General features: G+C 67.3%; 24 protein-coding genes. 12 read left to right on the top strand and 12 right to left on the bottom strand.

All coding sequences use genetic code 11. The features are described from left to right. Positions 1 to 139 precede the first annotated feature (139 nt). The 7 genes from rpe (at position 140) to trpC (ending at position 6,248) form a co-directional block, all read left to right on the top strand. Positions 140 to 817 carry a ribulose-phosphate 3-epimerase gene (gene rpe / locus H7A12_14315; GenBank protein MCP5321979.1) on the top strand — a complete coding sequence of 226 codons (678 nt, stop codon included), beginning with the start codon at positions 140 to 142 and terminating at the stop codon, positions 815 to 817. A gap of 4 nt (positions 818 to 821) precedes the next feature. Continuing rightward, positions 822 to 1,508, top strand: a complete 687-nt coding sequence (locus H7A12_14310) for an HAD-IA family hydrolase (protein ID MCP5321978.1) — start codon at positions 822 to 824, stop codon at positions 1,506 to 1,508. 30 nt (positions 1,509 to 1,538) lie between these two features. Further along, a complete protein-coding gene (locus H7A12_14305) occupies positions 1,539 to 3,026 on the top strand; it encodes an anthranilate synthase component I (GenBank protein MCP5321977.1) in 1,488 nt (495 codons plus the stop codon). A 150-nt stretch (positions 3,027 to 3,176) separates the two neighbouring features. Then, positions 3,177 to 3,770: a D-sedoheptulose 7-phosphate isomerase gene (locus H7A12_14300; GenBank protein MCP5321976.1), complete on the top strand. Its 594-nt coding sequence runs from the start codon at positions 3,177 to 3,179 to the stop codon at positions 3,768 to 3,770. Positions 3,771 to 3,810: 40 nt separating this feature from the next. Continuing rightward, on the top strand, positions 3,811 to 4,407 hold the full coding sequence (locus H7A12_14295; protein MCP5321975.1) for an aminodeoxychorismate/anthranilate synthase component II: 597 nt from the start codon (positions 3,811 to 3,813) through the stop codon (positions 4,405 to 4,407). Positions 4,408 to 4,410: 3 nt separating this feature from the next. Continuing rightward, positions 4,411 to 5,448 (top strand): anthranilate phosphoribosyltransferase, encoded by a 1,038-nt coding sequence (gene trpD, locus H7A12_14290; GenBank protein ID MCP5321974.1) that lies wholly within the window; start codon positions 4,411 to 4,413, stop codon positions 5,446 to 5,448. Beyond that, positions 5,445 to 6,248 carry an indole-3-glycerol phosphate synthase TrpC gene (gene trpC, locus H7A12_14285; GenBank protein MCP5321973.1) on the top strand — a complete coding sequence of 268 codons (804 nt, stop codon included), beginning with the start codon at positions 5,445 to 5,447 and terminating at the stop codon, positions 6,246 to 6,248. The genes trpD and trpC overlap by 4 nt, the downstream gene beginning before the upstream one ends. Before the next feature lies 1 nt (position 6,249). On the opposite strand, the gene crp is transcribed toward trpC, so the two are convergent. Beyond that, a complete protein-coding gene (crp, locus tag H7A12_14280) occupies positions 6,250 to 6,888 on the bottom strand; it encodes a cAMP-activated global transcriptional regulator CRP (protein ID MCP5321972.1) in 639 nt (212 codons plus the stop codon). Positions 6,889 to 7,070: 182 nt separating this feature from the next. On the opposite strand from crp, the gene H7A12_14275 reads away from it, so the two are divergent. Further along, complete coding sequence (locus H7A12_14275) at positions 7,071 to 7,484, top strand: OsmC family protein (GenBank protein ID MCP5321971.1); 414 nt, start codon at positions 7,071 to 7,073, stop codon at positions 7,482 to 7,484. 11 nt (positions 7,485 to 7,495) lie between these two features. Here the strand turns inward: H7A12_14275 and coq7 are convergent, their stop codons facing one another. After that, positions 7,496 to 8,137, bottom strand: a complete 642-nt coding sequence (gene coq7 / locus H7A12_14270; GenBank protein MCP5321970.1) for a 2-polyprenyl-3-methyl-6-methoxy-1,4-benzoquinone monooxygenase — start codon at positions 8,135 to 8,137, stop codon at positions 7,496 to 7,498. A gap of 127 nt (positions 8,138 to 8,264) precedes the next feature. On the opposite strand from coq7, the gene H7A12_14265 reads away from it, so the two are divergent. Both H7A12_14265 and H7A12_14260 read left to right on the top strand, forming a co-directional pair. Continuing rightward, positions 8,265 to 8,744 (top strand): VOC family protein, encoded by a 480-nt coding sequence (locus tag H7A12_14265; GenBank protein ID MCP5321969.1) that lies wholly within the window; start codon positions 8,265 to 8,267, stop codon positions 8,742 to 8,744. Positions 8,745 to 8,746: 2 nt separating this feature from the next. Further along, the gene (locus H7A12_14260) at positions 8,747 to 10,243 is read left to right on the top strand and encodes an AAA family ATPase (protein ID MCP5321968.1); all 1,497 of its coding nucleotides are present in this window, start codon (positions 8,747 to 8,749) and stop codon (positions 10,241 to 10,243) included. A gap of 43 nt (positions 10,244 to 10,286) precedes the next feature. On the opposite strand, the gene purD is transcribed toward H7A12_14260, so the two are convergent. The 10 genes from purD to H7A12_14210 all read right to left on the bottom strand — a co-directional run bounded on the left by purD (position 10,287) and on the right by H7A12_14210 (position 20,839). After that, complete coding sequence (purD, locus tag H7A12_14255) at positions 10,287 to 11,579, bottom strand: phosphoribosylamine--glycine ligase (GenBank protein ID MCP5321967.1); 1,293 nt, start codon at positions 11,577 to 11,579, stop codon at positions 10,287 to 10,289. 17 nt (positions 11,580 to 11,596) lie between these two features. Then, a complete protein-coding gene (gene purH, locus H7A12_14250; GenBank protein MCP5321966.1) occupies positions 11,597 to 13,174 on the bottom strand; it encodes a bifunctional phosphoribosylaminoimidazolecarboxamide formyltransferase/IMP cyclohydrolase in 1,578 nt (525 codons plus the stop codon). Between the two features lie 58 nt (positions 13,175 to 13,232). Next, positions 13,233 to 13,538, bottom strand: a complete 306-nt coding sequence (fis, locus tag H7A12_14245) for a DNA-binding transcriptional regulator Fis (protein MCP5321965.1) — start codon at positions 13,536 to 13,538, stop codon at positions 13,233 to 13,235. Next, the gene (dusB, locus tag H7A12_14240; GenBank protein MCP5321964.1) at positions 13,535 to 14,581 is read right to left on the bottom strand and encodes a tRNA dihydrouridine synthase DusB; all 1,047 of its coding nucleotides are present in this window, start codon (positions 14,579 to 14,581) and stop codon (positions 13,535 to 13,537) included. Before dusB ends, fis begins: the two co-directional genes overlap by 4 nt. A 46-nt stretch (positions 14,582 to 14,627) precedes the next feature. Then, positions 14,628 to 15,641, bottom strand: a complete 1,014-nt coding sequence (locus H7A12_14235; protein MCP5321963.1) for a zinc-ribbon domain-containing protein — start codon at positions 15,639 to 15,641, stop codon at positions 14,628 to 14,630. Beyond that, positions 15,638 to 16,534, bottom strand: coding sequence for a 50S ribosomal protein L11 methyltransferase (prmA, locus tag H7A12_14230; protein ID MCP5321962.1), 897 nt, complete (start codon positions 16,532 to 16,534; stop codon positions 15,638 to 15,640). The genes H7A12_14235 and prmA overlap by 4 nt, the downstream gene beginning before the upstream one ends. Positions 16,535 to 16,541: 7 nt before the next feature. Beyond that, entirely contained in the window at positions 16,542 to 17,882 is a 1,341-nt protein-coding gene (gene accC, locus H7A12_14225; protein MCP5321961.1) for an acetyl-CoA carboxylase biotin carboxylase subunit, read from the bottom strand. Positions 17,883 to 17,916: 34 nt separating this feature from the next. Beyond that, on the bottom strand, positions 17,917 to 18,384 hold the full coding sequence (locus H7A12_14220; protein MCP5321960.1) for an acetyl-CoA carboxylase biotin carboxyl carrier protein: 468 nt from the start codon (positions 18,382 to 18,384) through the stop codon (positions 17,917 to 17,919). Positions 18,385 to 18,404: 20 nt separating this feature from the next. Next, positions 18,405 to 18,848, bottom strand: coding sequence for a type II 3-dehydroquinate dehydratase (aroQ, locus tag H7A12_14215; GenBank protein ID MCP5321959.1), 444 nt, complete (start codon positions 18,846 to 18,848; stop codon positions 18,405 to 18,407). Positions 18,849 to 19,057: 209 nt separating this feature from the next. Then, entirely contained in the window at positions 19,058 to 20,839 is a 1,782-nt protein-coding gene (locus H7A12_14210) for a protein-disulfide reductase DsbD (GenBank protein ID MCP5321958.1), read from the bottom strand. Positions 20,840 to 20,993: 154 nt separating this feature from the next. Between H7A12_14210 and H7A12_14205 the strand changes: the two genes are divergently transcribed. Further along, positions 20,994 to 21,440, top strand: a complete 447-nt coding sequence (locus H7A12_14205) for a copper chaperone PCu(A)C (protein MCP5321957.1) — start codon at positions 20,994 to 20,996, stop codon at positions 21,438 to 21,440. A 2-nt stretch (positions 21,441 to 21,442) separates the two neighbouring features. Next, entirely contained in the window at positions 21,443 to 22,483 is a 1,041-nt protein-coding gene (locus H7A12_14200; GenBank protein ID MCP5321956.1) for a DUF2333 family protein, read from the top strand. The last annotated feature ends 95 nt before the right edge of the window (positions 22,484 to 22,578 follow it).

The raw sequence follows: 22,578 nt of genomic DNA, 5'->3' as shown, positions 1-22,578 counted from the left end.
GAATCGCTGCCCGACCGGAGCGTGCGCGTGCGGGGACCGGCCGGTCGCCTCCAGGATGGTCTGACCGGCACGCGCCCGTCCGGGTGACCACTCGCCCGACCCTGCAATGATGGATCTGGTACGTGCATGGAATCCCGCGATGACTGACTTTCAGATTGCCCCGTCGATACTGTCGGCGAACTTCGCTCGCCTCGGCGCCGAGGTCGATGCAGTGCTCGCTGCCGGCGCTGACATCGTGCATTTCGACGTGATGGACAATCACTACGTGCCGAACCTGACGCTGGGACCGATGGTGTGTCGTGCGCTGCGCGATCATGGGGTGCAGGCACCGATCGATGTGCATCTGATGGTCACGCCGGTGGACGCGCTCGCGGCCAGCTTCGCCGCGGCGGGTGCCACCTACATCACCTTTCATCCCGACGCGAGCACCCACGTCGATCGTACGCTGCAGGTGATCCGTGATGCGGGTTGCAAGGCCGGGCTGGTCTTCAATCCGGCCAGCGGACTCGAGGCGGCGCGCTACGTGATGGACAAGCTCGATATGATCCTGTTGATGTCGGTAAACCCTGGTTTCGGCGGGCAGAAATTCATACCGGCCACCTTCGGCAAGCTGCGCGAGGCACGAGCACTGATCGATGCCAGCGGCTACCCGATCCGTCTCGAGGTCGATGGTGGTATCGGCGTCGGCAACATCCGTGCGGCTGCCGAGGCTGGGGCCGACACCTTCGTCGCGGGCTCGGCGATCTTCGGCACTGCCGATTACGCACGCACGATCGCAGCGATGCGCGCCGAGCTGGCGCAAGTGCAGCACGGCTGAGGTGATGGCATTCGATCGTTTGCGCAGCGTGCTTGCGGATCGCCTGCCCGCACTGGCGATGCTCGACCTGGACGGTACGCTGGTCGACAGCGTGCCGGATATCGCGCACGCTCTGGACGGTGCACTGGCCGCGGCCGGTTACGCGACGGTCGGCGCAGCAAGGGTGCGCGTCTGGGTCGGGCGCGGCTCGCGCGTGCTGGTGCAACACGCGCTGCAGCATGTGCGCGGTGCCGAAGTTCCGCAGGCCGGGATCGATGCGGTGCTCGCAGCCTACCTCGGGCGCTACGGTGCGGATTGCACCGCACGGACCGGTGCGATGCCCGGGGCGGGTGCGTTGCTGCACGCGCTTGCCGGCGAGGGCGTACGCCTGGCGTGCGTGACCAACAAGCCCGAACGGATCGCGGCGCGCGTGGTCGAGCAGGTTTTCCCGGCCATCCGCTTCGATGTGCTGCTCGGTGGTGATTCGGGCGCCGGTACCAAGCCGGCGCCTGGGCCGCTCTGCGCGGTGTTGACGCGCTGCGGCGTCGCTGCGCAGGACGCGCTGATGATTGGTGACTCGCGTCACGACGTGCACGCTGCGCGGGCCGCCGGCGTGGCCGTGATCTGCGTTGCAAACGGCTACAACCACGGCGAGGACGTGCGCGACGAGCACCCGGATCTGGTGGTACAAAGTCTGTCTGAATTGCTTTGAGTGCCGCTTGCAGTAGAATCCGGAGCCTGTATGAATCCCAGCGATCTCGAGCACCTTGCCCGCCAGGGCTATACCCGCGTCCCACTGGTACGCCGTCTGCTTGCCGACCTCGATACACCGCTCGGAGCGTACCTGCGATTCGCCGGTCCGTTCAGCTTCCTGTTCGAGTCGGTCGAAGGCGGCGAGAAGTGGGGCCGCTATTCGATCATCGGGCTGCCGTGCCGGCGGCGTATCGTCGTGCGTGGGCGCGAGATCACTCTTTGCGACGGTGATGAGCAGCGCTCGTTCACGCATGCCGACCCGCTCGTGTTCATCGAACAGACGATTGCGCTCGAGCGCGTGTACGAGCACCCGGACCTGCCGATGTTCTCGGGCGGACTGGTCGGCTATTTCGGCTACGACTGCGTGCGTCTCGTCGAGCCCCGGCTCGCAGCCGGCACGCCTCCCGATGTGCTCGGCACGCCCGACATCCTGTTGCTGGATGCGGGGGAATTCCTCGTTTTCGACAATCTCGCCGGCGCGATCCTGCTGGTGGTCACGGTCGATCCCCGCAGTGCCGATGCGCCGGCCGCCGCGCAGGCACGGCTCGATGCACTGCAGCGCCGCCTGGAAGAGCCGGCACCGCGCCTGCCGCCGGTCGACATCGACGCCGGCCGGGGCGATGGCGAGCGCGTACGCGCGATCGAGTCGGCGTTCGTGTCGGAGTTCGGGCGCGAACGTTTCGAATCTGCCGTGGCGCGTATCCGCGAGTACATCCTGGCCGGCGACGTGATGCAGGTGGTGCCTTCGCAGCGTCTCAGCGCACCGTTCGACGGCCACCCGCTGAACCTCTACCGCGCGCTGCGCAACCTGAATCCGTCGCCGTATCTGTATTTCCTCGATCTGGCCGATTTTCACATCGTCGGCTCGTCGCCCGAAATCCTGTCGCGACTGCAGGGCGGGGAAGTGACGGTACGCCCCATCGCCGGCACGCGGCGCCGTGGCGCCACGGTCGCGGAAGACCTGGCGCTGGAGGCCGAACTGCTGGCCGATCCGAAGGAGATCGCCGAGCATCTGATGCTGATCGATCTGGGGCGCAACGACGTGGGGCGGGTTGCACGCATCGGCAGCGTCGGCGTCACCGAGCGCATGATCGTGGAGCGCTACTCGCACGTGATGCACATCGTGTCCAATGTGACCGGGCAGTTGCGCGAGGGACTTACGGCAATCGACGTGCTGCGCGCCACGTTGCCGGCGGGAACGCTGTCGGGTGCACCGAAGATCCGCGCGATGGAGATCATCGACGAGCTCGAGCCCTCGCGACGCGGGATCTACGGCGGTGCGGTCGGCTATCTGTCGTGGCATGGCGAGATGGATACTGCGATCGCGATTCGCACCGCGGTGATCAAGGACGGCCGCCTGCACGTGCAGGCCGGTGCGGGTGTGGTGGCGGACTCGGTGCCGGCGCTCGAATGGGAAGAAACGATGAGCAAGGCGCGCGCGATGTTCCGCGCCGCGGCGATGGTGTCGCGCAAGTGAACACGGTGGTGAAATGGACGCCATGTTCAGGGCGCCGCGGGCAGGCGTATCGTCATCTTGCCGGCGTCACTGTGGTGGGGTGGGGGGCGTGCGCGCACGGTCAGGCACGAATGGCCGCACGCTAGTCATCGATTCGAGGGAGCAATACGCATGAACCAGACCGGAACAAACGCAATCGAAGTCGCGCTGCAGGAGCACCTGCAGATCGTGCATGCCTTGATCGCGTCGGATTCGCTGCGCGCGGCGCTGGCCGCTGCAGCAGCAGCCTGTGCAGGGCGCCTTGCTGCCGGCGGCAAGATCCTGCTGGCCGGCAACGGCGGCAGCGCTGCCGACGCGCAGCACGTCGCCGGTGAGCTGGTGGGGCGCTTCGCATTCGATCGCCCGGGCCTGCCGGCGGTCGCACTGACCGTGGATACATCGATCCTGACCGCCGTCGCGAACGACTACGGCTACGAGGCGGTGTTCGCGCGCCAGGTGCAGGCACTGGGCGCTGCCGGCGACGTGTTCATCGGGTATTCGACTTCCGGCCGGTCACCGAACATCCTGCGTGCACTCGCCGAGGCGCGGGCACGCGGCCTGGTCACGATCGGGCTGTGTGGCGCGGATGGCGGCGGAATGACGGCACTGTGCGATCACCTGCTGGCGGTGCCCTCGCGGGCGACACCGCGCATCCAGGAGGCGCACCTGCTGCTGGGGCACGTGCTGTGTGAGCTCGTCGAGCGCGCCGCATTTCCGCAAGCGTGAACCGCAAATGGAACGAGAGGGAGCCGTGGCCGAAATCCTGATGATCGACAACTACGACTCCTTCACCTGGAACGTGGTGCAGTACCTGGGCGAGCTTGGCGCGCGCGTGAAGGTCGTACGCAACGACGAGATCGCGGTGAGTGAGGTGGCGGCGATCGCGCCGCAGCGGATCGTGATCTCGCCGGGGCCGTGTACCCCCGACCAGGCAGGCATCTCGCTCGAGGTGATTCGCCGCTACGCGGGCAGTATTCCGATCCTTGGCATCTGTCTTGGCCACCAGTGCATCGGACAGGCCTTCGGTGGCCGTATCGTGCGCGCACGCGACGTCATGCACGGCAAGACCTCGCCGATCCGTCACCGCGGCGCGGGGGTGTTCCGCGGACTTCCCGATCCGTTCGTCGCGACGCGCTACCATTCGCTGGTGATCGAGCGCGCGAGCTGCCCCGATTGCCTCGAGCTTACGGCGTGGACCGAAGCCGCAAACGGCGGGATCGACGAGATCATGGGCGTGCGCCACCGTGAGCTGGCGGTCGAAGGCGTGCAGTTCCACCCGGAATCGATCCTTACCGAGCACGGTCACGCCCTGCTCGCCAACTTTCTCGGATTACCGCGACCCGCACGCGCGGCAGCAGGCTGACACATGGACATACGGACAGCGCTGGATCGGGTGGTCAACCGCATCGACCTCGAACGCCACGAGATGCGAGCGGTGATGCAGACCGTGATGACAGGCGGCTGCACCGACGCACAGATCGGTGCGCTGCTGGTCGCGCTGCGCATGAAGAGCGAGTCGATCGACGAGATCACCGCCGCGGCCGAAGTGATGCGCGAACTGGCGACGCCGGTGGACGTCGGCGTGGCGCCATTGGTCGATCTGGTCGGTACCGGCGGCGACGGAGCGCGGCTGTTCAATGTATCGAGTGCGGCAGCCTTCGTCGTGGCGGCCGCCGGTGGGTACGTGGCCAAGCACGGCAATCGGGGCGTCTCCAGCTCGAGTGGCAGTGCGGATGCGCTCGAGCACCTGGGCATCAGGCTGGGTCTGGAGCCCGTGCTGGTCGCGCGCGGGATTCGTGAACTGCGCATCGGCTTCATGTTCGCACCGGCGCACCACGATGCCATGCGTCATGCGATCGGGCCACGGCGCGAGCTCGGGCTGCGCACGGTGTTCAACATTCTGGGGCCGCTGACCAATCCGGCCGGGGCACGTCGGCTGCTGGTCGGTACGTTCAGCCGTGCCCTGTGCCGCCCGATGGCCGAGGTGCTGCAGAAGCTTGGCGCCGAACATGTGCTGGTGGTGCACGCAGACGACGGGCTCGACGAGATCAGCCTCGCCACACGCACCCACGTGGTCGAATTGCGCGATGGCAGACTCGGCGAGCACAGTTGGTCGCCGGAGGAGCTCGGTATCCCGAGCCAGAGCCTGATCGGGCTCGAGGTGGATTCGGGAGCAGCATCTGCCGCGCTGATCCGCGATGCGCTCGGGCGTCGCGAAGGACCGCATGCGGCAAAGGCCGCCGACCTGATCGCGCTGAACGCAGGTGCCGGGATCCATCTCTGCGGCATCACCGACACGGTACGCCGCGGAGTCGCGCTGGCGCACGACGTGATCCACTCCGGTCTCGCGCTCGAGCGCATCGAAGCGCTCGCCGGTTTCTGTTCCTGCCTGGACGAAGCATGAGTACACCGACGATCCTGCGCCGCATCCTGGCGCGCAAGCACGAGGAGGTCGCGATGCGCGGTCGCGTGCGGCCGCTTGGCGAGCTGCGCGCCGCGCTTGCTGATGCGCCGCCGCCGCGTGGTTTCGCCGACGCACTCGCGCAACGCATCGCCAGCGGCGCCAACGCGGTGATCGCCGAGATCAAGAAGGCTTCGCCGAGTCGCGGCCTGATCCGTGCCGATTTCGATCCGGCGCAGTTGGCTCGCTCCTATGAGCGCGGCGGCGCGACCTGTCTGTCGGTACTCACCGATGTCGATTTCTTCCAGGGTGCCGACGCGTATCTGCAGGCTGCGCGTGCCGTGGTCGCGCTGCCGGTGCTGCGCAAGGACTTCACGCTCGATGCCTATCAGGTGGTCGAGGCGCGCGTGCTCGGTGCCGACTGCGTGCTGCTGATCGCGGCAGCATTCCGTGAACAGCCCGCGCTGATGGGTGAACTGGCAGCGCTCGCCGCGGAGATCGGACTCGATGTGCTGATCGAGGTACACGATGCCACCGAACTCGCGCTGGCGCTGGCGGTGCCCGGGCGGTTGATCGGCATCAACAACCGGGATCTGCACAGCTTCGAGACTTCGCTGGAAACCACCTTCGGACTGCTCGATCGCATCCCTGCGGGGCGTATCGTCGTCACCGAAAGTGGCATCGCCAGTGCGGACGATGTCGCGGCGATGCGCGTGCGCGGCGTGCGCGGCTTCCTGGTCGGCGAGAGCCTGATGCGTGCGCCCGACCCGGGTGAGCGCCTGCGCGAGTTGTTCGCCACGTAGGTCAACGCGTGCCGAACACCACCATCGTCTTGCCCTTCACGTGCACCAGACCCTGCTCCTCGAGCGTCTTCAGCACGCGTCCGACCATCTCGCGCGAGCAACCCACGATGCGCCCGATCTCCTGGCGCGTGATGCGGATCTGCATGCCATCGGGGTGAGTCATCGCGTCCGGTTGCCGGCACAGGTCGAGCAGGGTGCGTGCGACCCGGCCGGTGACGTCGAGGAATGCGAGATCGCCGACCTTGCGCGTCGTCGTGCGCAGGCGTGTCGACATCTGGGTCGCGAGTTCGAACAGCACGTCGGGGTGGCGTTCGACGAATTCGCGAAAGCGCGTGTAGCCGATCTCCGCAGCATGGCATTCGGTCTTGGCGCGCACCCATGCGCTGCGGTTCTCGTCGCTGTCGAACAGGCCCATTTCGCCGAAGAAATCGCCCTTGTTCAGGTACGCGACGATCATCTCCTTGCCGTCGCTGCCTTCGATCACCACGGTCACCGAGCCTTTCATGATGTAGAACAGGCTTTCTCCGCGCTCGCCGGCGTGGATGATCGTGCTGCGTGCCGGAAAGCGCCGCAGGTGGCACTGCTGCAGGAACGCGTCGAGATGGCGGATGCGCGGCGCTGGAGGAACGATCGGCACGATATTCACCTCTGCTCGGTAGTACGCGACACGGTCAAGGCAATGATAGTCGCCGCAACGCGAACCCGCGATCACGGACGCGGTGATGCCGGGGGCCACTGGGCGTGCGCGGAGCGGCTTGCTACGCTGCGCGCCTTTCGTTCACAGCGGTGCGGTTCGTCGCGCGCTACAGGGGGGGGCCGGGCATGAAAGGCACAGTGACGTGGCTGGGCGATCGGGCGTTCGTCGCCGAATCGGGCAGCGGGCACGCGGTGGTTCTGGACGGACCACCGGATGGTGGTGGACGCAATATCGGGCTGCGGCCCATGGAAATGCTGTTGCTCGGTGTGGGCGGCTGCTCTGCGTACGACGTGGTGAGCATCCTCGAGAAATCGCGCCAGCAGGTCAGCGACTGCCGGGTGGAGCTGAGCGCCGAGCGTGCCGATGCGATCCCGGCGGTATTCACGCGCATCCATCTGCATTTCGTGGTGTCCGGACAGGACCTGAACCCGAAGCAGGTCGAGCGCGCGGTGCAGCTCTCGGCCGAGAAGTACTGCTCGGCCTCGATCATGCTCGCCAAGGCCGGTGTCGAGGTCACGCACGATTTCGAGATCGCCTGAATTCCGCGCGCTCAGATACGGTAGGTCGTCGCGGTCATCACGCGCGACAGCAGCGTCATTGCTTCACGCACCGGTGCCGGGAATTCGCTGGCACCGTGCTCGCGTGCGTGCGTTGCGTGACGTGCCTCGTCCTCGAGCATCTGCTGCACGATCGCTCGCGAGCGCGTATCGGCTGCGGGCAAGCTCTCGAGATGCTCGCGCAGGTGCCTGCAGACCTGATCCTCGGTGGCGGCGACGAAGCCAAGGCTCCAGCGGTCTCCGGCTGCCCCGGCAATCGCGCCGATGCCGAACGACAGCGCATAGAACAGGGGGTTCAGCATGCTGGTGCGCGCACCCATTGCGTGCACGCGGTCAGCGCACCATGCGAGATGATCGATTTCTTCGTCGGCTGCGCGCTCCATCGTGGCGCGCACCCCGTCCAGGCGCGCGGTCAGTGCCTGCCCCTGGTAGAGCGCCTGCGCGCAGACCTCGCCGGTATGATTCACCCGCATCAGTCCTGCGACATGACGCCGTTCGGCGGCGTCGAGCGCCGGTTCATCGTGCAGCAGCGCAGGGCTGTGGCGTGCAGGAGTCGGCGCCTCGCCGGTGGCGTGCCGTCGTGCGTGGTCGAGTCCGATCACGATCTGGTCGAGCAGGGAAAGGCGGCGTTGCATGGCGAGGCGCTGACGTGAGGTTGCGGAGATTCTATAGTGATGCCGGGAAACGGCGATACCACCCCTGAAACCCGGGCGACACCGATGCTGCACGGCGGCGGGGCGAGGAGAACAACGGAGAAAGACGATGACCATGGCTTCACAGTCGCGAGTCTGCTCGACCATCACCCCGTATCTCGGCGTGCGCGGGGCCGTGGCAGCAATCGATTTCTACCGGCGGGCGTTCGGGGCGGAGGAAGTGCTGCGGCTGGAAAGCGCCTCCGGTCTGGTCACCCACGCCGAGATCCGCATCGGCGATGCGCTGCTGCTGTTGGCCGACGAGATGGTGGGCAGCCCACAGCGGAGCCCGTCTTCACTGGCCGGCACTTCCGTTGCCGTGCGGCTGTACGTCGACGACGTGGACGCGTGCTTTGCGCGTGCGCTGGCTGCTGGCGGTGTGCAGTTGCGCGGGGTCGCGGACCAGTTCTACGGTGACCGCAACGGAGCGCTGCGCGATCCGTTCGGACACGTCTGGATCGTCGCCACGCATATCGAGGACCTCACGCCCGAGCAGGTCACGGTACGCCTGCACGCCCTGCATGCCATCAGCGGCGCCGGCATGGCATGAGCATGCCGGAGGCCGACAGCGGCAACGACTTCCGCGACCTGCAACTGCTGATCCGCTCGCACGTGCCGATCCTGGTCGTCGAAACACACGACGAGAATCGTGCTCGCGAAATGATGACCCGCCTGGCGATTCGCGAGGCCTTGCCGCTGTTCGTGTGGTCGGTCACCGAGGGGCTGCAGCGGCTCGATTTCGGTGAACTTCCGTCGTCCGATGCGTTGCTCGAGCCCGAAGCCATGCTGAGGGCAGTCAAGGCGCACCGCGAGCCGGCGCTGTACCTGCTCTGCGATCTGCACCCGTACCTCGCCGATCCGCGGCTGGTGCGGCTGCTGAAGGACGTGGCGCTGCGCTATCGCGAACTTCCGCGCACGCTGGTGTTGCTGAGCCACCGTCTGGGCATACCGCCGGAGCTGACGCGGCTCGCGGCGCGCGTCGAACTCTCGCTGCCCGACGAGGAGGGGATCGTGGCGATCGTGCGCGAGGAGGCGCAGCGCTGGCAGGAGGCCAACGCAGGGCAGCGGGTGCGTACCGACAGCCGGACCCTGGCACAGCTCACGCGCAGCCTGCGTGGTCTTACCCATGCCGACTGCCGGCGGCTGGTGCGCAACGCGATCTTCGATGACGGCAGCATCACCGAGTCGGAGTTGCCGGAAATCAACCGGGCCAAGTTCGAGCTGATGAACCTCGACGGCGTGCTGAGTTTCGAATATCGCACCGAGCAGTTCGCCGACGTCGCCGGAGTGGGCCGTCTGCGTGCCTGGCTGGACCAGCGCCGTGAAGCGGCGACCACGACGCTGGCGCAGCAGATCGATCGCCCGCGCGGCGTGTTGCTGCTCGGCGTACAGGGGGCGGGCAAGAGCGTGAGTGCGCGCGCGATCGCCGGTGCGTGGTCCCTGCCGCTGCTGCGGCTCGACATGGGAGCGCTGTACAACAAGTACATCGGCGAGACCGAGCGCAACCTGCGCGAGTCGCTGCGATCCGCCGAACTGATGGCGCCCTGCGTGCTGTGGCTCGACGAGATCGAAAAGGGTATCGGTACCGGTGATTCCGATGCGGGCGTGTCGCGTCGCGTGCTCGGCAGCCTGCTGACCTGGATGTCCGAGCAGCGTGGCGGGGTGTTCGTGGTTGCCACCGCGAACGACGTCGCGCAGCTGCCGCCGGAGCTGCTGCGCAAGGGCCGCTTCGACGAGATCTTTTTCGTCGACCTGCCCGACGAGAGCACACGTGCCGAAATCTTCCACATCCACCTGCGTCGGCGCGGCATGGCCAGCGAGGCTCTGGACGTTGCCGCGCTTGCCGCTGCGAGTGTGGGCTTTTCGGGTGCCGAGATCGAGCAGGTCGTGGTCGGTGCGCGCTATCGCGCTGCGGCGGCACACCAGTCGATCGACGGCATGCATCTGCTGACCGAAATCCGCGCCACGGTGCCGCTGTCGGTCACCATGGCTGAACGCATGGACGCACTGCGTCTCTGGGCCGCCGGGCGTACCGTACCTGCGGCCTGAGGCGAACCGGTCTGCTGCGTCCGATGATCAGCCCGGGCAGGGATCAGCGGCTGCGTTCGCGTGCAATCGCACGGTGGCCGATGTCGCGGCGGTAGAAACAGCCGTCCCAGTGGATCTGCCGGCACAGCGCATAGGCGCGTTCCTGTGCGGCGGCAACCGTGTCGCCGAGGGCGGTCACGCACAGTACGCGCCCACCGCTGGTGCGTACCGTGCCATCGGCAGCGAGCGCCGTTCCGGCGTGGAATACGTGTGTCAGCGGATCGGCATGCGTCGGCAGACCCTCGATCGTGTCGTCTTTGCCGTAGGCGTCGGGGTAGCCGCCGGCGGCCATCACCACGCCGAGCGCGGCGCGCGGGTCCCATTCGGCCTCGACGACGTCGAGCTGCCCGTCGAGTGCGGCATCGCACAGTGCAGTCAGGTCGGAGCGCAGCCGCATCAGGATCGGCTGCGTCTCGGGATCACCGAAGCGGCAGTTGTATTCCAGCACCTTCGGCGTGCCGTCGGCTGCAATCATCAGGCCGGCGTAAAGGAAGCCCGTATAGGTGTTGCCTTCGCGTGCCATGCCGCGCACGGTAGGCAGGATCACTTCATTCATCACGCGCGCATGGATTTCCGGGGTCACCACCGGCGCCGGTGAATACGCGCCCATGCCGCCCGTGTTCGGTCCGCGGTCGCCGTCGTCGCGTGCCTTGTGGTCCTGGCTGGATGCCAGCGGCAACACGTTCTCGCCGTCGACGAGCACGATGAAGCTTGCCTCCTCGCCGACCAGGAACTCCTCGATCACCACCCGGTGCCCGGCCTCGCCGAACGCGTTGCCGGCCAGCATGTCGCGCACCGCCGCGATCGCGGTGTCCTCGTCCATGGCGAGGATCACGCCCTTGCCGGCAGCCAGTCCGTCGGCCTTCACGACGATCGGTGCGCCGCGGGCGCGGATATACGCTTGTGCCTCCGTCACCGACGTGAAGCTGGCGTATGCCGCCGTCGGAATGCCGTGACGAGCCAGGAAATCCTTGGTGAACGCCTTCGATCCCTCGAGTTGCGCGGCACCGCGGGTCGGGCCGAAGCAGCGCAGGCCGGCAGCGCGGAAATGATCGACGATGCCGGCGACCAGCGGTGCTTCGGGGCCGACTATCGTGAGCCCTACCGTGTTTTCGCGCGCAAAGCGTTCGAGTGCGCCGAAGTCCATCATGTCGATCGCGACGTTGCGCACGCCGGGCTCGCGTGCGCTGCCGCCGTTGCCGGGCGCCACGAACACGGTGTCCACCCGGTAGCTTTGCGCCACCTTCCAGGCGAGTGCGTGCTCGCGTCCGCCGCTGCCAATGATCAGAACGTTCATGCTCCGCTCGTCTCCGTTCAGTGGCGGAAGTGGCGCATGCCGGTGAATACCATCGCCATGTCGTGCTCGTCGGCAGCAGCGATGACCTCGTCGTCGCGCACCGAGCCACCGGGCTGGATCACCGCGCGGATGCCTGCCGCCGCTGCGTTGTCGATGCCGTCGCGAAACGGGAAGAAGGCGTCCGATGCCATCACCGCACCGGTTACCGCGAGCCCCGCCTGTTCGGCCTTGATCGCCGCGATGCGTGCCGAGTTCACCCGGCTCATCTGCCCCGCGCCGACTCCGATCGTGCGATTGTCGCGTGCGTACACGATGGCGTTCGATTTCACGAACTTCGCCACCTGCCATGCGAACAGCAGGTCGCGCAGTTCTGCCTCGGTCGGTTGACGGCGGCTCACGACGCGCAGCCCGGCGTACAGCGCGAGGTCGGCGTCCTGCACCAGCAGGCCGCCCGTGACGCGCTTGTAGTCCAGGCGCGGTGCGCTTTGCCGTGGCAGTTCGCCGCAGACCAGCAGGCGCACGTTCTTCTTCGCAGCCACTGCCGTTACGGCGTCTGCGCTTGCCGCTGGCGCAACGATCACCTCGACGAACTGCCGCTCGACGATTGCTGCCGCGGTCTCGCCGTCGAGTTCGCGGTTGAACGCGATGATGCCGCCGAAGGCCGACTCGCTGTCGGTGTTCCACGCGAGTTCGTACGCCTGCAACGGCGTCGGTGCCAGCGCAACCCCGCAGGGGTTCGCATGTTTCACGATCACGCAGGCCGCGTCGCCGTGGAACTGCTTCACGCACTCGAGCGCCGCGTCGGTGTCGGCGATGTTGTTGTACGAGAGCTCCTTGCCCTGCAACTGGCGGGCGCTCGCGATGCTTGCCTCACCGCGCTCGTGCTCGACGTAGAACGCAGCCGTCTGGTGCGGGTTCTCGCCGTAGCGCATCTGCTGCGCCTTGCTGAATTGCAGGCTGAACGTGCGCGGGAAGGCGCTGCGCGCAGCGCTTGCATCGAGTGCGCCGAGATGGTTCGCGATGGCGCCATCGTAGCGCGCCGTGTGCTCGAAGGCCTTCACGGCCAGATCGAACCGCGTCGCGGCAAGGGTTCCGCCGTGCGCACGCAGTTCGGCCAGTACGCGCTGGTAATCGGCCGTGTCGACGACGATTCCCACGTGGCGGTGATTCTTGGCCGCCGAGCGCACCATGGTCGGGCCGCCGATGTCGATGTTCTCGATCGCGGTGGCAAGGTCGCAATCGGGGCGCGCCACCGTCTGCTCGAACGGGTAAAGATTCACCACCACGAGGTCTATCGGCGCGATTCCGTGCGCAGCCATCACCGCGTCGTCTTCACCGCGGCGACCGAGGATGCCGCCGTGCACGCGCGGGTGCAGTGTCTTCACGCGCCCGTCCATCATTTCCGGGAAGCCGGTGTAGTCCGATACTTCGCGCACCGGGATGCCGGCATCGGCCAGCAACCGTTGCGTGCCGCCCGTCGAAAGGATCTCGACGCCAAGCGTGGCGAGTTCGCGTGCGAATTCGACCACGCCGGTCTTGTCCGAGACGCTGATCAGGGCGCGGCGGACCGCGACGATATCGGCTGGGTGGTTCATGGAGAGCAGTCCGTGTGCACTGGTGGTTGGAGCCGCGCACGAGGTGCGTGGCGGCGGTTCATAGCATGTCGTAGCGTTTGAGCTTCTTGCGCAGCGTGCCGCGGTTCAGGCCGAGCACTTCCGCGGCGAGCGTCTGGTTGCCGCGCGTGTATTCGAGCACCGTTTCGAGCATCGGTGCCTCGACCTCGGCGAGGACCATCTCGTAGACGCCGCTGACCATCTGGCCGTCGAGCTGTGCAAAATAGTCCTGCAGCGCGATCCGCACACAGCAGCGCAGCGAGTGCCGCTCGCCCGCTGCCTCCGCCTGCTGTGGCTCGTCGGCCCCGGCGCATGGCCTGCACGCAGGGTCCTCGCTTCCGTTCATGCTGCCCTCGCTTCGCCGTCGCCGATGGCGGCGAAATGTTCGTGTAGCGCAGCGAGTTGCGCGCGTGCCGCGTCCAGGCGGTGGAACTCGTGCAGGAAGCTGCGGTCCTCACCGCACGAGCGCAGGTACCAGCCGACGTGCTTGCGCGCAATGCGAACGCCAGCCGTCTCGCCGTAGAACGCGTGCAGCGCATCGATATGACCGGTGACGATCGCAGCCAGTTCCGGACCTTGCGGTGTGCACCTCGCCGGCTGTCCGGCGAGTGCTGCGTCGATCGATCCGCACAGCCAGGGGCGTCCCTGCGCTGCACGCCCCACCATCACCGCAGTGGCGCCGGTGTGTGCGAGCACCGCGCGTGCGCCTGCCGTGTCCGTGATGTCGCCGTTGGCGATCACTGGCACCGAAACCGACTGCACGATGGCGCGGATCGTGTCGTATTCGGCTGCGCCCTCGAAGCGACAGGCGCGCGTGCGTCCGTGCACGCTGAGCAGACGCACGCCACAGTCCTCTGCGATGCGGGCGATGCGCACACCGTTGCGTTCGCCCGGACTCCAGCCGGTACGCATCTTCAGCGTCACGGGCACCTCCGGCACGGCTGCGACCACCGCGGCAAGGATGTCTGCGACCAGCCGCTCGTCGCGCAGCAGGGCAGAACCTGCCGCCCGGCTGCAGACTTTCTTCGCCGGGCAGCCCATGTTGATATCGATGATCTGCGCGCCCAGGTCGGCCTGGCGGCGTGCACCTGCGGCCATCGTGTGTGCATCGTTGCCTGCGATCTGCACCCAGCACGGCAATTCGGACCCAGCCTGCTGCAGCCGCAACCGGGTGCGCCGCGTATCCCACAGCCGTGCATCCGCCGCGACCATTTCGGCGATCGCCAGCCGCGTACCCAGACGCGCACACAGCGCGCGGTACGGTGTGTCCGTCACGCCGACCATCGGCGCGAGCACGACGCGGGTGTCGAAACGGAATGGCCCGATGCGCAGCAACTGATGCCTCTTGAGACGGTGGAGTCGGGAATCCCTCTCGGGGGGCGGAATCATACCGGCGGGCGGCGGGTGATTAAAGGGCCAGGCAGTCGACGCTGGCTCAGCGCGCCGCCGCCGGCGGCAGGATCTCCATGCGGTAGCCGGTCGCGCGCTCGCCGGGGTCGTGCAGTTCCAGGTGCACGGCGACCGCCTGTCCGATCGGCATGTCCACACGTGGCGGCTCCGGCAGGTACTCGGCGGCGGCAAACACGCGCCCGGCCAGCGTGTGCCCGCGCAGGTCCTGGAAACTGATGGCGAGGCCGGGCCAGGGTTGTGCGTACGCGGCATGGTTGCTGAGCAGCGCGTCGACCAGCAGCACGCCTTCCCGATCGGGTGCCGGACGGACCAGCAGTGCCTCGCCGCGGATCGCCTGCGGTGCGGGCGGGCGAGGCAGCGCACAGCCGAACGTTGCGCAGGCGCGCTCCAGCCCGTGGCGGGTTGCCGGGTCTTCGAGCAGCCGCGTGCGCTGGTGCCAGCCGTACTGCACCGCGAGCGCGAGCATCGCGACCGCGCAGCCCAGCCCCCAGGCGGCATTGCGCGCGCGTCGCGGCGCCGGCGTCTGGTCGATCTCGATCGGTGGCGGCGTGAATGGCGGAACGGGTGCGGGTTCCGCGGCTGCAGCCGGTTCGTCGGTTGCGTCTACCGTCTCTGCTCCGATCGGCGTGTCGGATCCGGTTGCCGGCTCGGGTACGGCTGCCGCTGCAGGTTCGGGTGTCGCATCCCGGCGGCACACGCCCTCCGATGCGGGGGCGTCGCCACACGTCTCGTGAGGTTTTGCGACACCCTCCCCGGGGTCGGGCGCATGGTGGCCGACGACGATTGGTGCGGGCTGTTCCGCGTGGTCATGCTCGCCAAGGAGTTCCCGGATGTATATCTCCTCGATCGCAGCTCCGGGCACGGCGGGCTGACCGGCCTGCCAGCCAGGCACGGGTTCGTTGGCGACGAGGTGCAGATCGGCACGGAACACCCGCGCACAGACGCCGCAGCGCACCAGCCCCTCGGCCGACGCGAGCTGCTCCGCGTTGACACGAAACGCGGTCTGGCAGCCCGGGCAGCGCGTGACCGCCTCGCTCATGGCGCGGCGCTCGATGTGCGTCGCAGTTCGATCCGGCACCAGGTATCGCGCTCCACCGTCGCGATGTGTGCGCACCACGGTGCCCACGCCGCCAGCACCTCGGCCGCCTGCTCGTGCAGTATGCCGGACAGGACCGCAGTGCCATCGGGTCGCAGCAGCCGCGCGAGCCGTGGTGCAAGTTCGATCAGTGGCCCGGCGAGGATGTTGGCGAGCAGCAGGTCCGCGGGAGCGGCGGTATCGAGCATCTGCGGCGTGCCTACGTCCAGTGATCCGCACGGGAGCGCGTTGCGCGCGGCGTTGTCGCGCGTGGCGAGCAACGCCTGCGGGTCGATGTCGACTGCATACACATGCGCGACGCCGAGCAGCAGGGCGGCGATACCGAGGATTCCGGAGCCACAGCCGTAGTCGATCACGGTTGCGCCTGCGGGTGGGTTGCAGGCGAGCCACTCCAGGCATAGCGCGGTGCTCGGGTGGGTGCCGGTGCCGAAGGCCAGCCCCGGGTCGAGGCGCAGCACGGTCGCGCCGGGGTCGGGAGCTGCCATGTCGCCGGGGCAGACCCAGAAGCGCTCACCGAAGCGCAGCGGCTTGAAGTGCTGCAGCCATTCGCGCTCCCAGACCCGCTCTTCCAGGTGCTCCCAGCGCAGTTCCGGTGCACTGCTGCCGAGGGTGTCGCCGAGCACGGTCGCCACCCGTGCCCGGTCGGTGTCCCGCTCGAACAGTGCGGTCAGATCGACTTCGGGCCACAGCGGTGTTTCACCGACGCCGGGTTCGAGAATCGGCGCGTCGCGGTGGTCGCCCAGCGTGACCGCAAGCGCGCCGGCGGTCAGCAGCGCGTCCTCGAGCAGCTCGACGCGATCTCTGGTGGCGACCAGGCGCAGTTGCAGCCACCCCATGGCACTCTCAGGTCTGGAGCTTCTTTTCGAGGTAGTGAATGCTGACGCCACCGCGCCGGAACGCCTCGTCGCGCACCAGACGCTGGTGCAGCGGAATATTGGTACGGATGCCGTCGACGATCACTTCGTCGAGCGCGCCCCGCATGCGTGCCAGCGCCGCATCGCGGTCGTCGGCCCAGGCGATCACCTTGCCGATCAGCGAATCGTAGTTCGGTGGCACCGTATAGCCGCTGTAGAGGTGCGAGTCCACGCGCACGCCGTTGCCGCCCGGTGCGTGGAAACGGTTCACCTTGCCGGGGCACGGTGCGAAGGTCTGTGGATCCTCGGCGTTGATGCGGCATTCGAACGCGTGGCCGCGGAACAGCACGTCTTCCTGGCGGATAGACAGCGGGTAGCCGCCGGCGATCAGCAGTTGCTCGCGCACGATGTCGATGCCGGTGATCGCTTCGGTGACGGGGTGCTCGACCTGCACGCGTGTGTTCATCTCGATAAAGAAGAACTGACCGTTCTCGTACAGGAATTCGAAGGTGCCGGCGCCCCGGTAGCCGATCTGGCGACACGCACGCACACAGCTTTCGGCGACCGAGCGCTTGACTGCACTCGGGATGCCCGGAGCCGGCGCTTCCTCCAGCACTTTCTGGTGGCGACGCTGCAGCGAGCAGTCACGGTCGCCGAGATGGATCGCGTTGCCCTGGCCGTCACACAGCACCTGGATTTCGACGTGGCGCGGATTCTCGAGGTATTTCTCCAGGTAGACCGTGCCGTCGCCAAAGGCTGCCTGCGCCTCGTTGCGGGTCACGAACACCGAGGTGAGCAGCGAGGCCTCGCTGTGCACCACGCGCATGCCGCGCCCGCCGCCGCCCGCCGCCGCCTTGATGATCACCGGATAGCCGACTGCGCGCGCCATCGCAAGAATCTCGTCGTTGTCCTCTGGCAACGCACCATCGGAACCGGGAACGGTGGGTACGCCGGATGCCTTCATCGCCTCCTTCGCACGCACCTTGTCACCCATCAGCCGGATCACGTCGGGTGTGGGGCCGATGAAGACGAAACCGCTTTTTTCCACCTGTTCGGCGAAATTCGCATTCTCGGCAAGAAAGCCGTAGCCGGGGTGGATCGCGACCGCATCGGTGATCTCGGCGGCACTGATGATCGACGGCACGTTCAGATAGCTCTGTGCCGAGGGGTTGGGGCCAATGCACACCGCTTCGTCAGCAAGGCGTACATGCATCAGGTCACGGTCGACCTGCGAGTGCACGGCGACGGTGCGGATACCGAGTTCGCGGCAGGCGCGCAGGATGCGCAGGGCGATCTCGCCGCGGTTCGCAATCACGACTTTCTTCAGCATGGGCTGCAATCCTGTACGCGATGGTTGCCGGGTCTCAGACGATGCTCACCAGTGGCTGATCGAACTCGACCGGCTCGCCGTCCTCGACCAGGATTGCCCCGATGACGCCGCTCTTGTCAGCCTCGATGTGATTCATCATTTTCATGGCCTCGACGATGCAGATCACGTCACCGGCCTTCACGCTCTGCCCGGGTTCCACGAATGCGGCCGCACCGGGCGAGGGTGAGCGGTAGAAAGTGCCGACCATCGGCGAACGCACCAGGTGTCCGGAAGGTTCCGCAGGGGTCGCTGCAGGCGCGGCGGCAGGTGGCGCTGCAGCGCTCGCAGCGGGTCCTGCGGCGACGACCGGTGCCGCGTGTGCCACCAGGGTGGCAGCCGGGTACGCCGTGGCGGCGTGGCCGCGGCTGATGCGCAGCGACTCTTCCCCCTCGCAGATCTCGATCTCGGTGATATCGGTGCCGTCCAGCAGTTCGATGAGGGTCTTGATCTTGCGGATGTCCATGGTGTGTCCCCGGTGATTGTTCAATTGTTGTCGATACGTGCGATTGCGGCCTGCAGCGCGAGTTCGTAGCCGAGTGGTCCAAGGCCGCAGATCACGCCGGCCGCGACATCGGAAAAGTAGGAGTGACGGCGGAACGGTTCGCGTGCGTGCACGTTGGAAAGATGAACCTCGATGAACGGTACCGCAACGGCGAGCAGCGCGTCGCGCAGCGCGACGCTGGTGTGCGTGAAGCCGCCCGGGTTGATGACGATGCAGCCGATGCCTTCGGAGCGCGCGGCGTGGATGCGTTCGATCAGTTCGTGTTCGGCGTTGCTCTGCATGGTCTGCAGGTGGTGCCCGTGGGCCACCGCGATCGAGGCAAGACGCTGGTTGATCTGCTCGAGCGTCACCGAACCGTAAGTCTGTGGCTCGCGCGTGCCGAGCAGGTTCAGGTTGGGCCCGTGGAGCACCAGTATGGTCGGCATGTCGTGTCTCGCTCGCGGGCGTCCCGGATCGTTGCATCTGCTGCGATACGGGTCTGCCGAATGGTCCCGGAATTCTGAACGAATTCGTTTTGCCCGTCCATAGATCGCCAAAGTTCGATCACGATGGCTGCAGGATGGCAGCAGTTTGTCGGTTCCGTGGCGTCGCCGACGGTGCGGCCAGGCCGGCATCGCAGCCGGCCGGCATCGCGCTATGCGCGTTCGAGTGCCGCGAGGACGATCGACGGTGTCAGCAGTTGCGGCAGGATGCGGGCAGGGGTGGTGCTGCCCGCCGGGTAGTAGATGTAGAGCGGCACGCCGCTGCGGCCATGCGCCTGCAGCAGTTGCGTGAGTTGCGGGTCGCTGTTGGTCCAGTCACCCTTCAGGTACACGATGTTGCGCCTGGCGAAGGCATCGCGCACCGCTGGTGAGGCGAGTGCGAATCGCTCGTTGGCGAGGCAGGTGATGCACCAGTCGGCGGTCACGTTGATGAATACCGCCGCGTCGCGCGAGCGCAGTTGCTCGAAGCGTTGTGTGCTGTAGGGCTCCCAGCCCTCGTCTGCCGCCGCCTGGTCCGGCGTGGCGTGGCGTTCGAACACGGGCGAAGCGAGGGTTGCCAGCGCCAGCGCGCCGGCAAGCACGGCCACTACGCGGGCGGGTAGCGGACGTCGTGCCAGTTTGGCGCGCTCCAGGCTCCACAGCGCGAGCGCGAGCAATACGCAGCCGCCTGCCGCTGCTGCCATCGCGTTCACGCCGCTCTGCTTGCCCAGCACCCACAGCAGCCATACGGCTGCGCCGTAGAGCGGAAATGCGAGCAGTTGCTTGAAACCCTCCATCCAGGCGCCCGGGCGCGGCAATCGCGCGAGCAGCGTCGGGCTGAGCGCGAGCAGCACGAAGGGCGTGGCCATCCCGACGCCGAGTGCCGCGAACACGACCAGCGCGCGCACCGTGTCCTGTGTCATTGCCCAGCCGAGCGCGGTGCCCATGAAGGGCGCCGTGCATGGACTGGCAACCACGGTTGCAAGCACCCCGGTGAAGAACGACCCGGCGTAACCGCTGCGGCGTGCCAGCGCATCGCCGCGACCCATCAGTCCGGAGCCCGGATTGCTCAGGCCCGACAGGCTCAGGCCCATCGCCACGAACAGATAGACCAGAGCGGCGACGAACGGTGGCGATTGCAGGTGGAAGCCCCAGCCGATCGCCTCGCCTGCACTGCGCAGCGCGAGCAGCAAGGCCGCGATCAGCACGAAGCTGACGACCACACCTGCCGCATACAGCAGACCGTGCAGCGCCTTGCCGCTGCGATCACCGCCCTTGGCCGCAATCGCCAGCACCTTCAGCGACAGCACCGGAAACACGCACGGCATCAGATTCAGGATCATGCCGCCCAGGGCAGCCAGCACGGCCATCCACAGCAGCTTGCCGTGCGCGGGCAGCGGCGCCGGCGCCGCATCCCCGGTCCCGGTTTGCGTGCGGCTTGCCGCCGCCGCGGCACGCCGCGGCGGCCTGGCGATTTCAGTCACGCTGCCGCTGGCCTGGTCGATGCGAAACCGTTGTGTGCGTGGCGGATAGCACAGCCCGGCGTCGGCACAACCCTGCGACTTGAGTTCCAGCAGCGTCTCCGTGCCCGTGAGCGGAACCGAGAGTTCCAGCGTGCCACGGTAGACCTCGGTCGCACCCAGGAACGCGTCCTCGTAAGGTTCGCCCGCTGGCAGCGTGATCGGCGCTGGCTGCATGGCGGCTTCGCTGCCGAGAGCGAGGCGCAGCCTTTCACGATAGAGGTAATAACCGTCGGCGATGTGCCAGCGCAGCAGCAGCCGATCGTCGACGACTTCCGGGCTGACTGCATAAGCCTGCTCCACCGGCAGGAAGTGCGGCTCGTCGTCGAGCAGCGTGCTGGCCCGTGGTGCCTGCAGCAGGATGTCGGTGCCGGCGAGCGCTGCCCCCGTGAACGGGAGGCTGAGCCAGACAACCAATAAAAGGATGCGAGACATGATCAGATCCGTTGCGTGGCGCCCGGGTGCGCCGCCAGCCGGCATTCTAGCCAGTGGCGGCGCGCGCTTTCGAGCAAGCGCGATTTATTACCAGCCGTGTTCCGGGGGCACTATGGCAGAATGCCGGTGGTCGATGCTTGGAGAATCTGTCGGGATGAGCCGAAGCCGCCCAAGACTGGTCCGGATACTGCTTGCCGCGTGCATGGCTGCCGCTGCCGGGGCGCACGCCGCGACGCTCGAGATCGTCGCGCCGTGGCTGGACGAGCCCCCGCCGGGGCGACCGATCGCTGCCGTCTACATGGAGCTGCACAACCGTGGATCCGCGCCGCTCGCGGTCGTCGGTGCACGCAGTGATGCCGCCGCCAGCGCGGCGATTCACGGCCATCGCCAGGAGGCTGGAATGGTGCGCATGTACGCGGTGGAACGGCTCGAGATTCCTGCCGGCAGCAGCGTGGAGCTGCGCCCCGGTGGCTACCACCTGATGCTGGGCGAGGTGCGCGGGGCACTGCAGCGTGGCGCGCTGCTGCCGTTCTGCCTGCGCCTTGAGGGTGGAGAGGAAGTCTGCGCCGACGCGCGCGTCAGGAAGTTCGGGGAGGAGTGAGCATGGACGTGGAGCAGGGCAGGTTGCGTGCGCTCGGCAAGACGCTGGTGCCGGGTGGTGCGCTGGCGCGCGTGATCGCGGGGCTGGTCGCGTTGCTGGTGCTGGGGGATGTAGCGCTCTCGCTGCTGTGGTCGAACGAGCCGTCTGCCTTCGACGTACGCGAGAACGCACGCAGCGATGCCGCGCGCATCGGCCGCGCCGTGGTCGTCGGATCGACGACCACGGCGGCGCTGATCCGGGTCGCGGGCACGCTGCTCGACAAGCCTGGCGGCTACCTCAGCAACGACGTGCTGCCACCCGGAGTGCTGCTCGACAATATGCCGAACTGGGAGTTCGGTGCACTGGTGCAGGTGCGTGATCTGGCGAAGGCGATGCGCGAGACACTGAGCCGCTCGCAGTCGCAGTCGAAGGAAGATCCCGATCTGGTGCTCGCCGAGCCGCAGTTCAATTTCGACAGCGAGTCGTGGATCCTGCCGGCGACGGAATCGGAATACGCCTCGGGGGTGCGGCGCCTGCGCTCCTACGCTCGCCGCCTGGCGGATCCAGGCAGCGCGGATGCGCAGTTCTACGCGCGTGCCGACAATCTGCGTTATTGGCTGAATACCGTGCAGACCCGCCTCGGTAGCCTGTCGCAACGCCTCAGTGCGAGCGTAGGCAAGGCGCCGCTGCAGGTCGGCGTGGCGACGTCCGACGCCACTGCGGAGCGATCTGCTCCCCGACGCACGGCGTTCGAGTCGAAGACTCCCTGGTACGAGATCGACGACATCTTCTACGAGGCGCGTGGTTCGACGTGGGCGCTGCTGCACTTCCTGAAGGCGGTCGAGGTCGATTTTGCCGATGTGCTGGAGCGCAAGAACGCCGCCGTCAGCCTGCGCCAGATCATCCGCGAGCTCGAAGGCACCCAGCAGCCGATGCGCAGTCCGCTGATCCTGAACGGCTCCGGCTTCGGCCCGCTCGCGAACCATTCGCTGGTGATGGCCTCCTACATTTCGCGTGCGAACGCCGGAGTGATCGACCTGCGCGAGCTGTTGGCGCAAGGCTGAGGCTGCGCCCACGCGGCTTGCCGACAGTCATTCCGCACGCTGGCGCAGCGTGCTGCCGCGCTCGCGCCTGCAGGGAGGCATTTACGGCGTCCCAC

It is taken from the genome of Pseudomonadales bacterium (assembly GCA_024234165.1).
GTDB lineage: Bacteria > Pseudomonadota > Gammaproteobacteria > Pseudomonadales > UBA5518 > UBA5518.
Note: the sequence above shows the minus strand (reverse complement) of the source record. Positions and strands in the feature narration are given on the sequence as shown.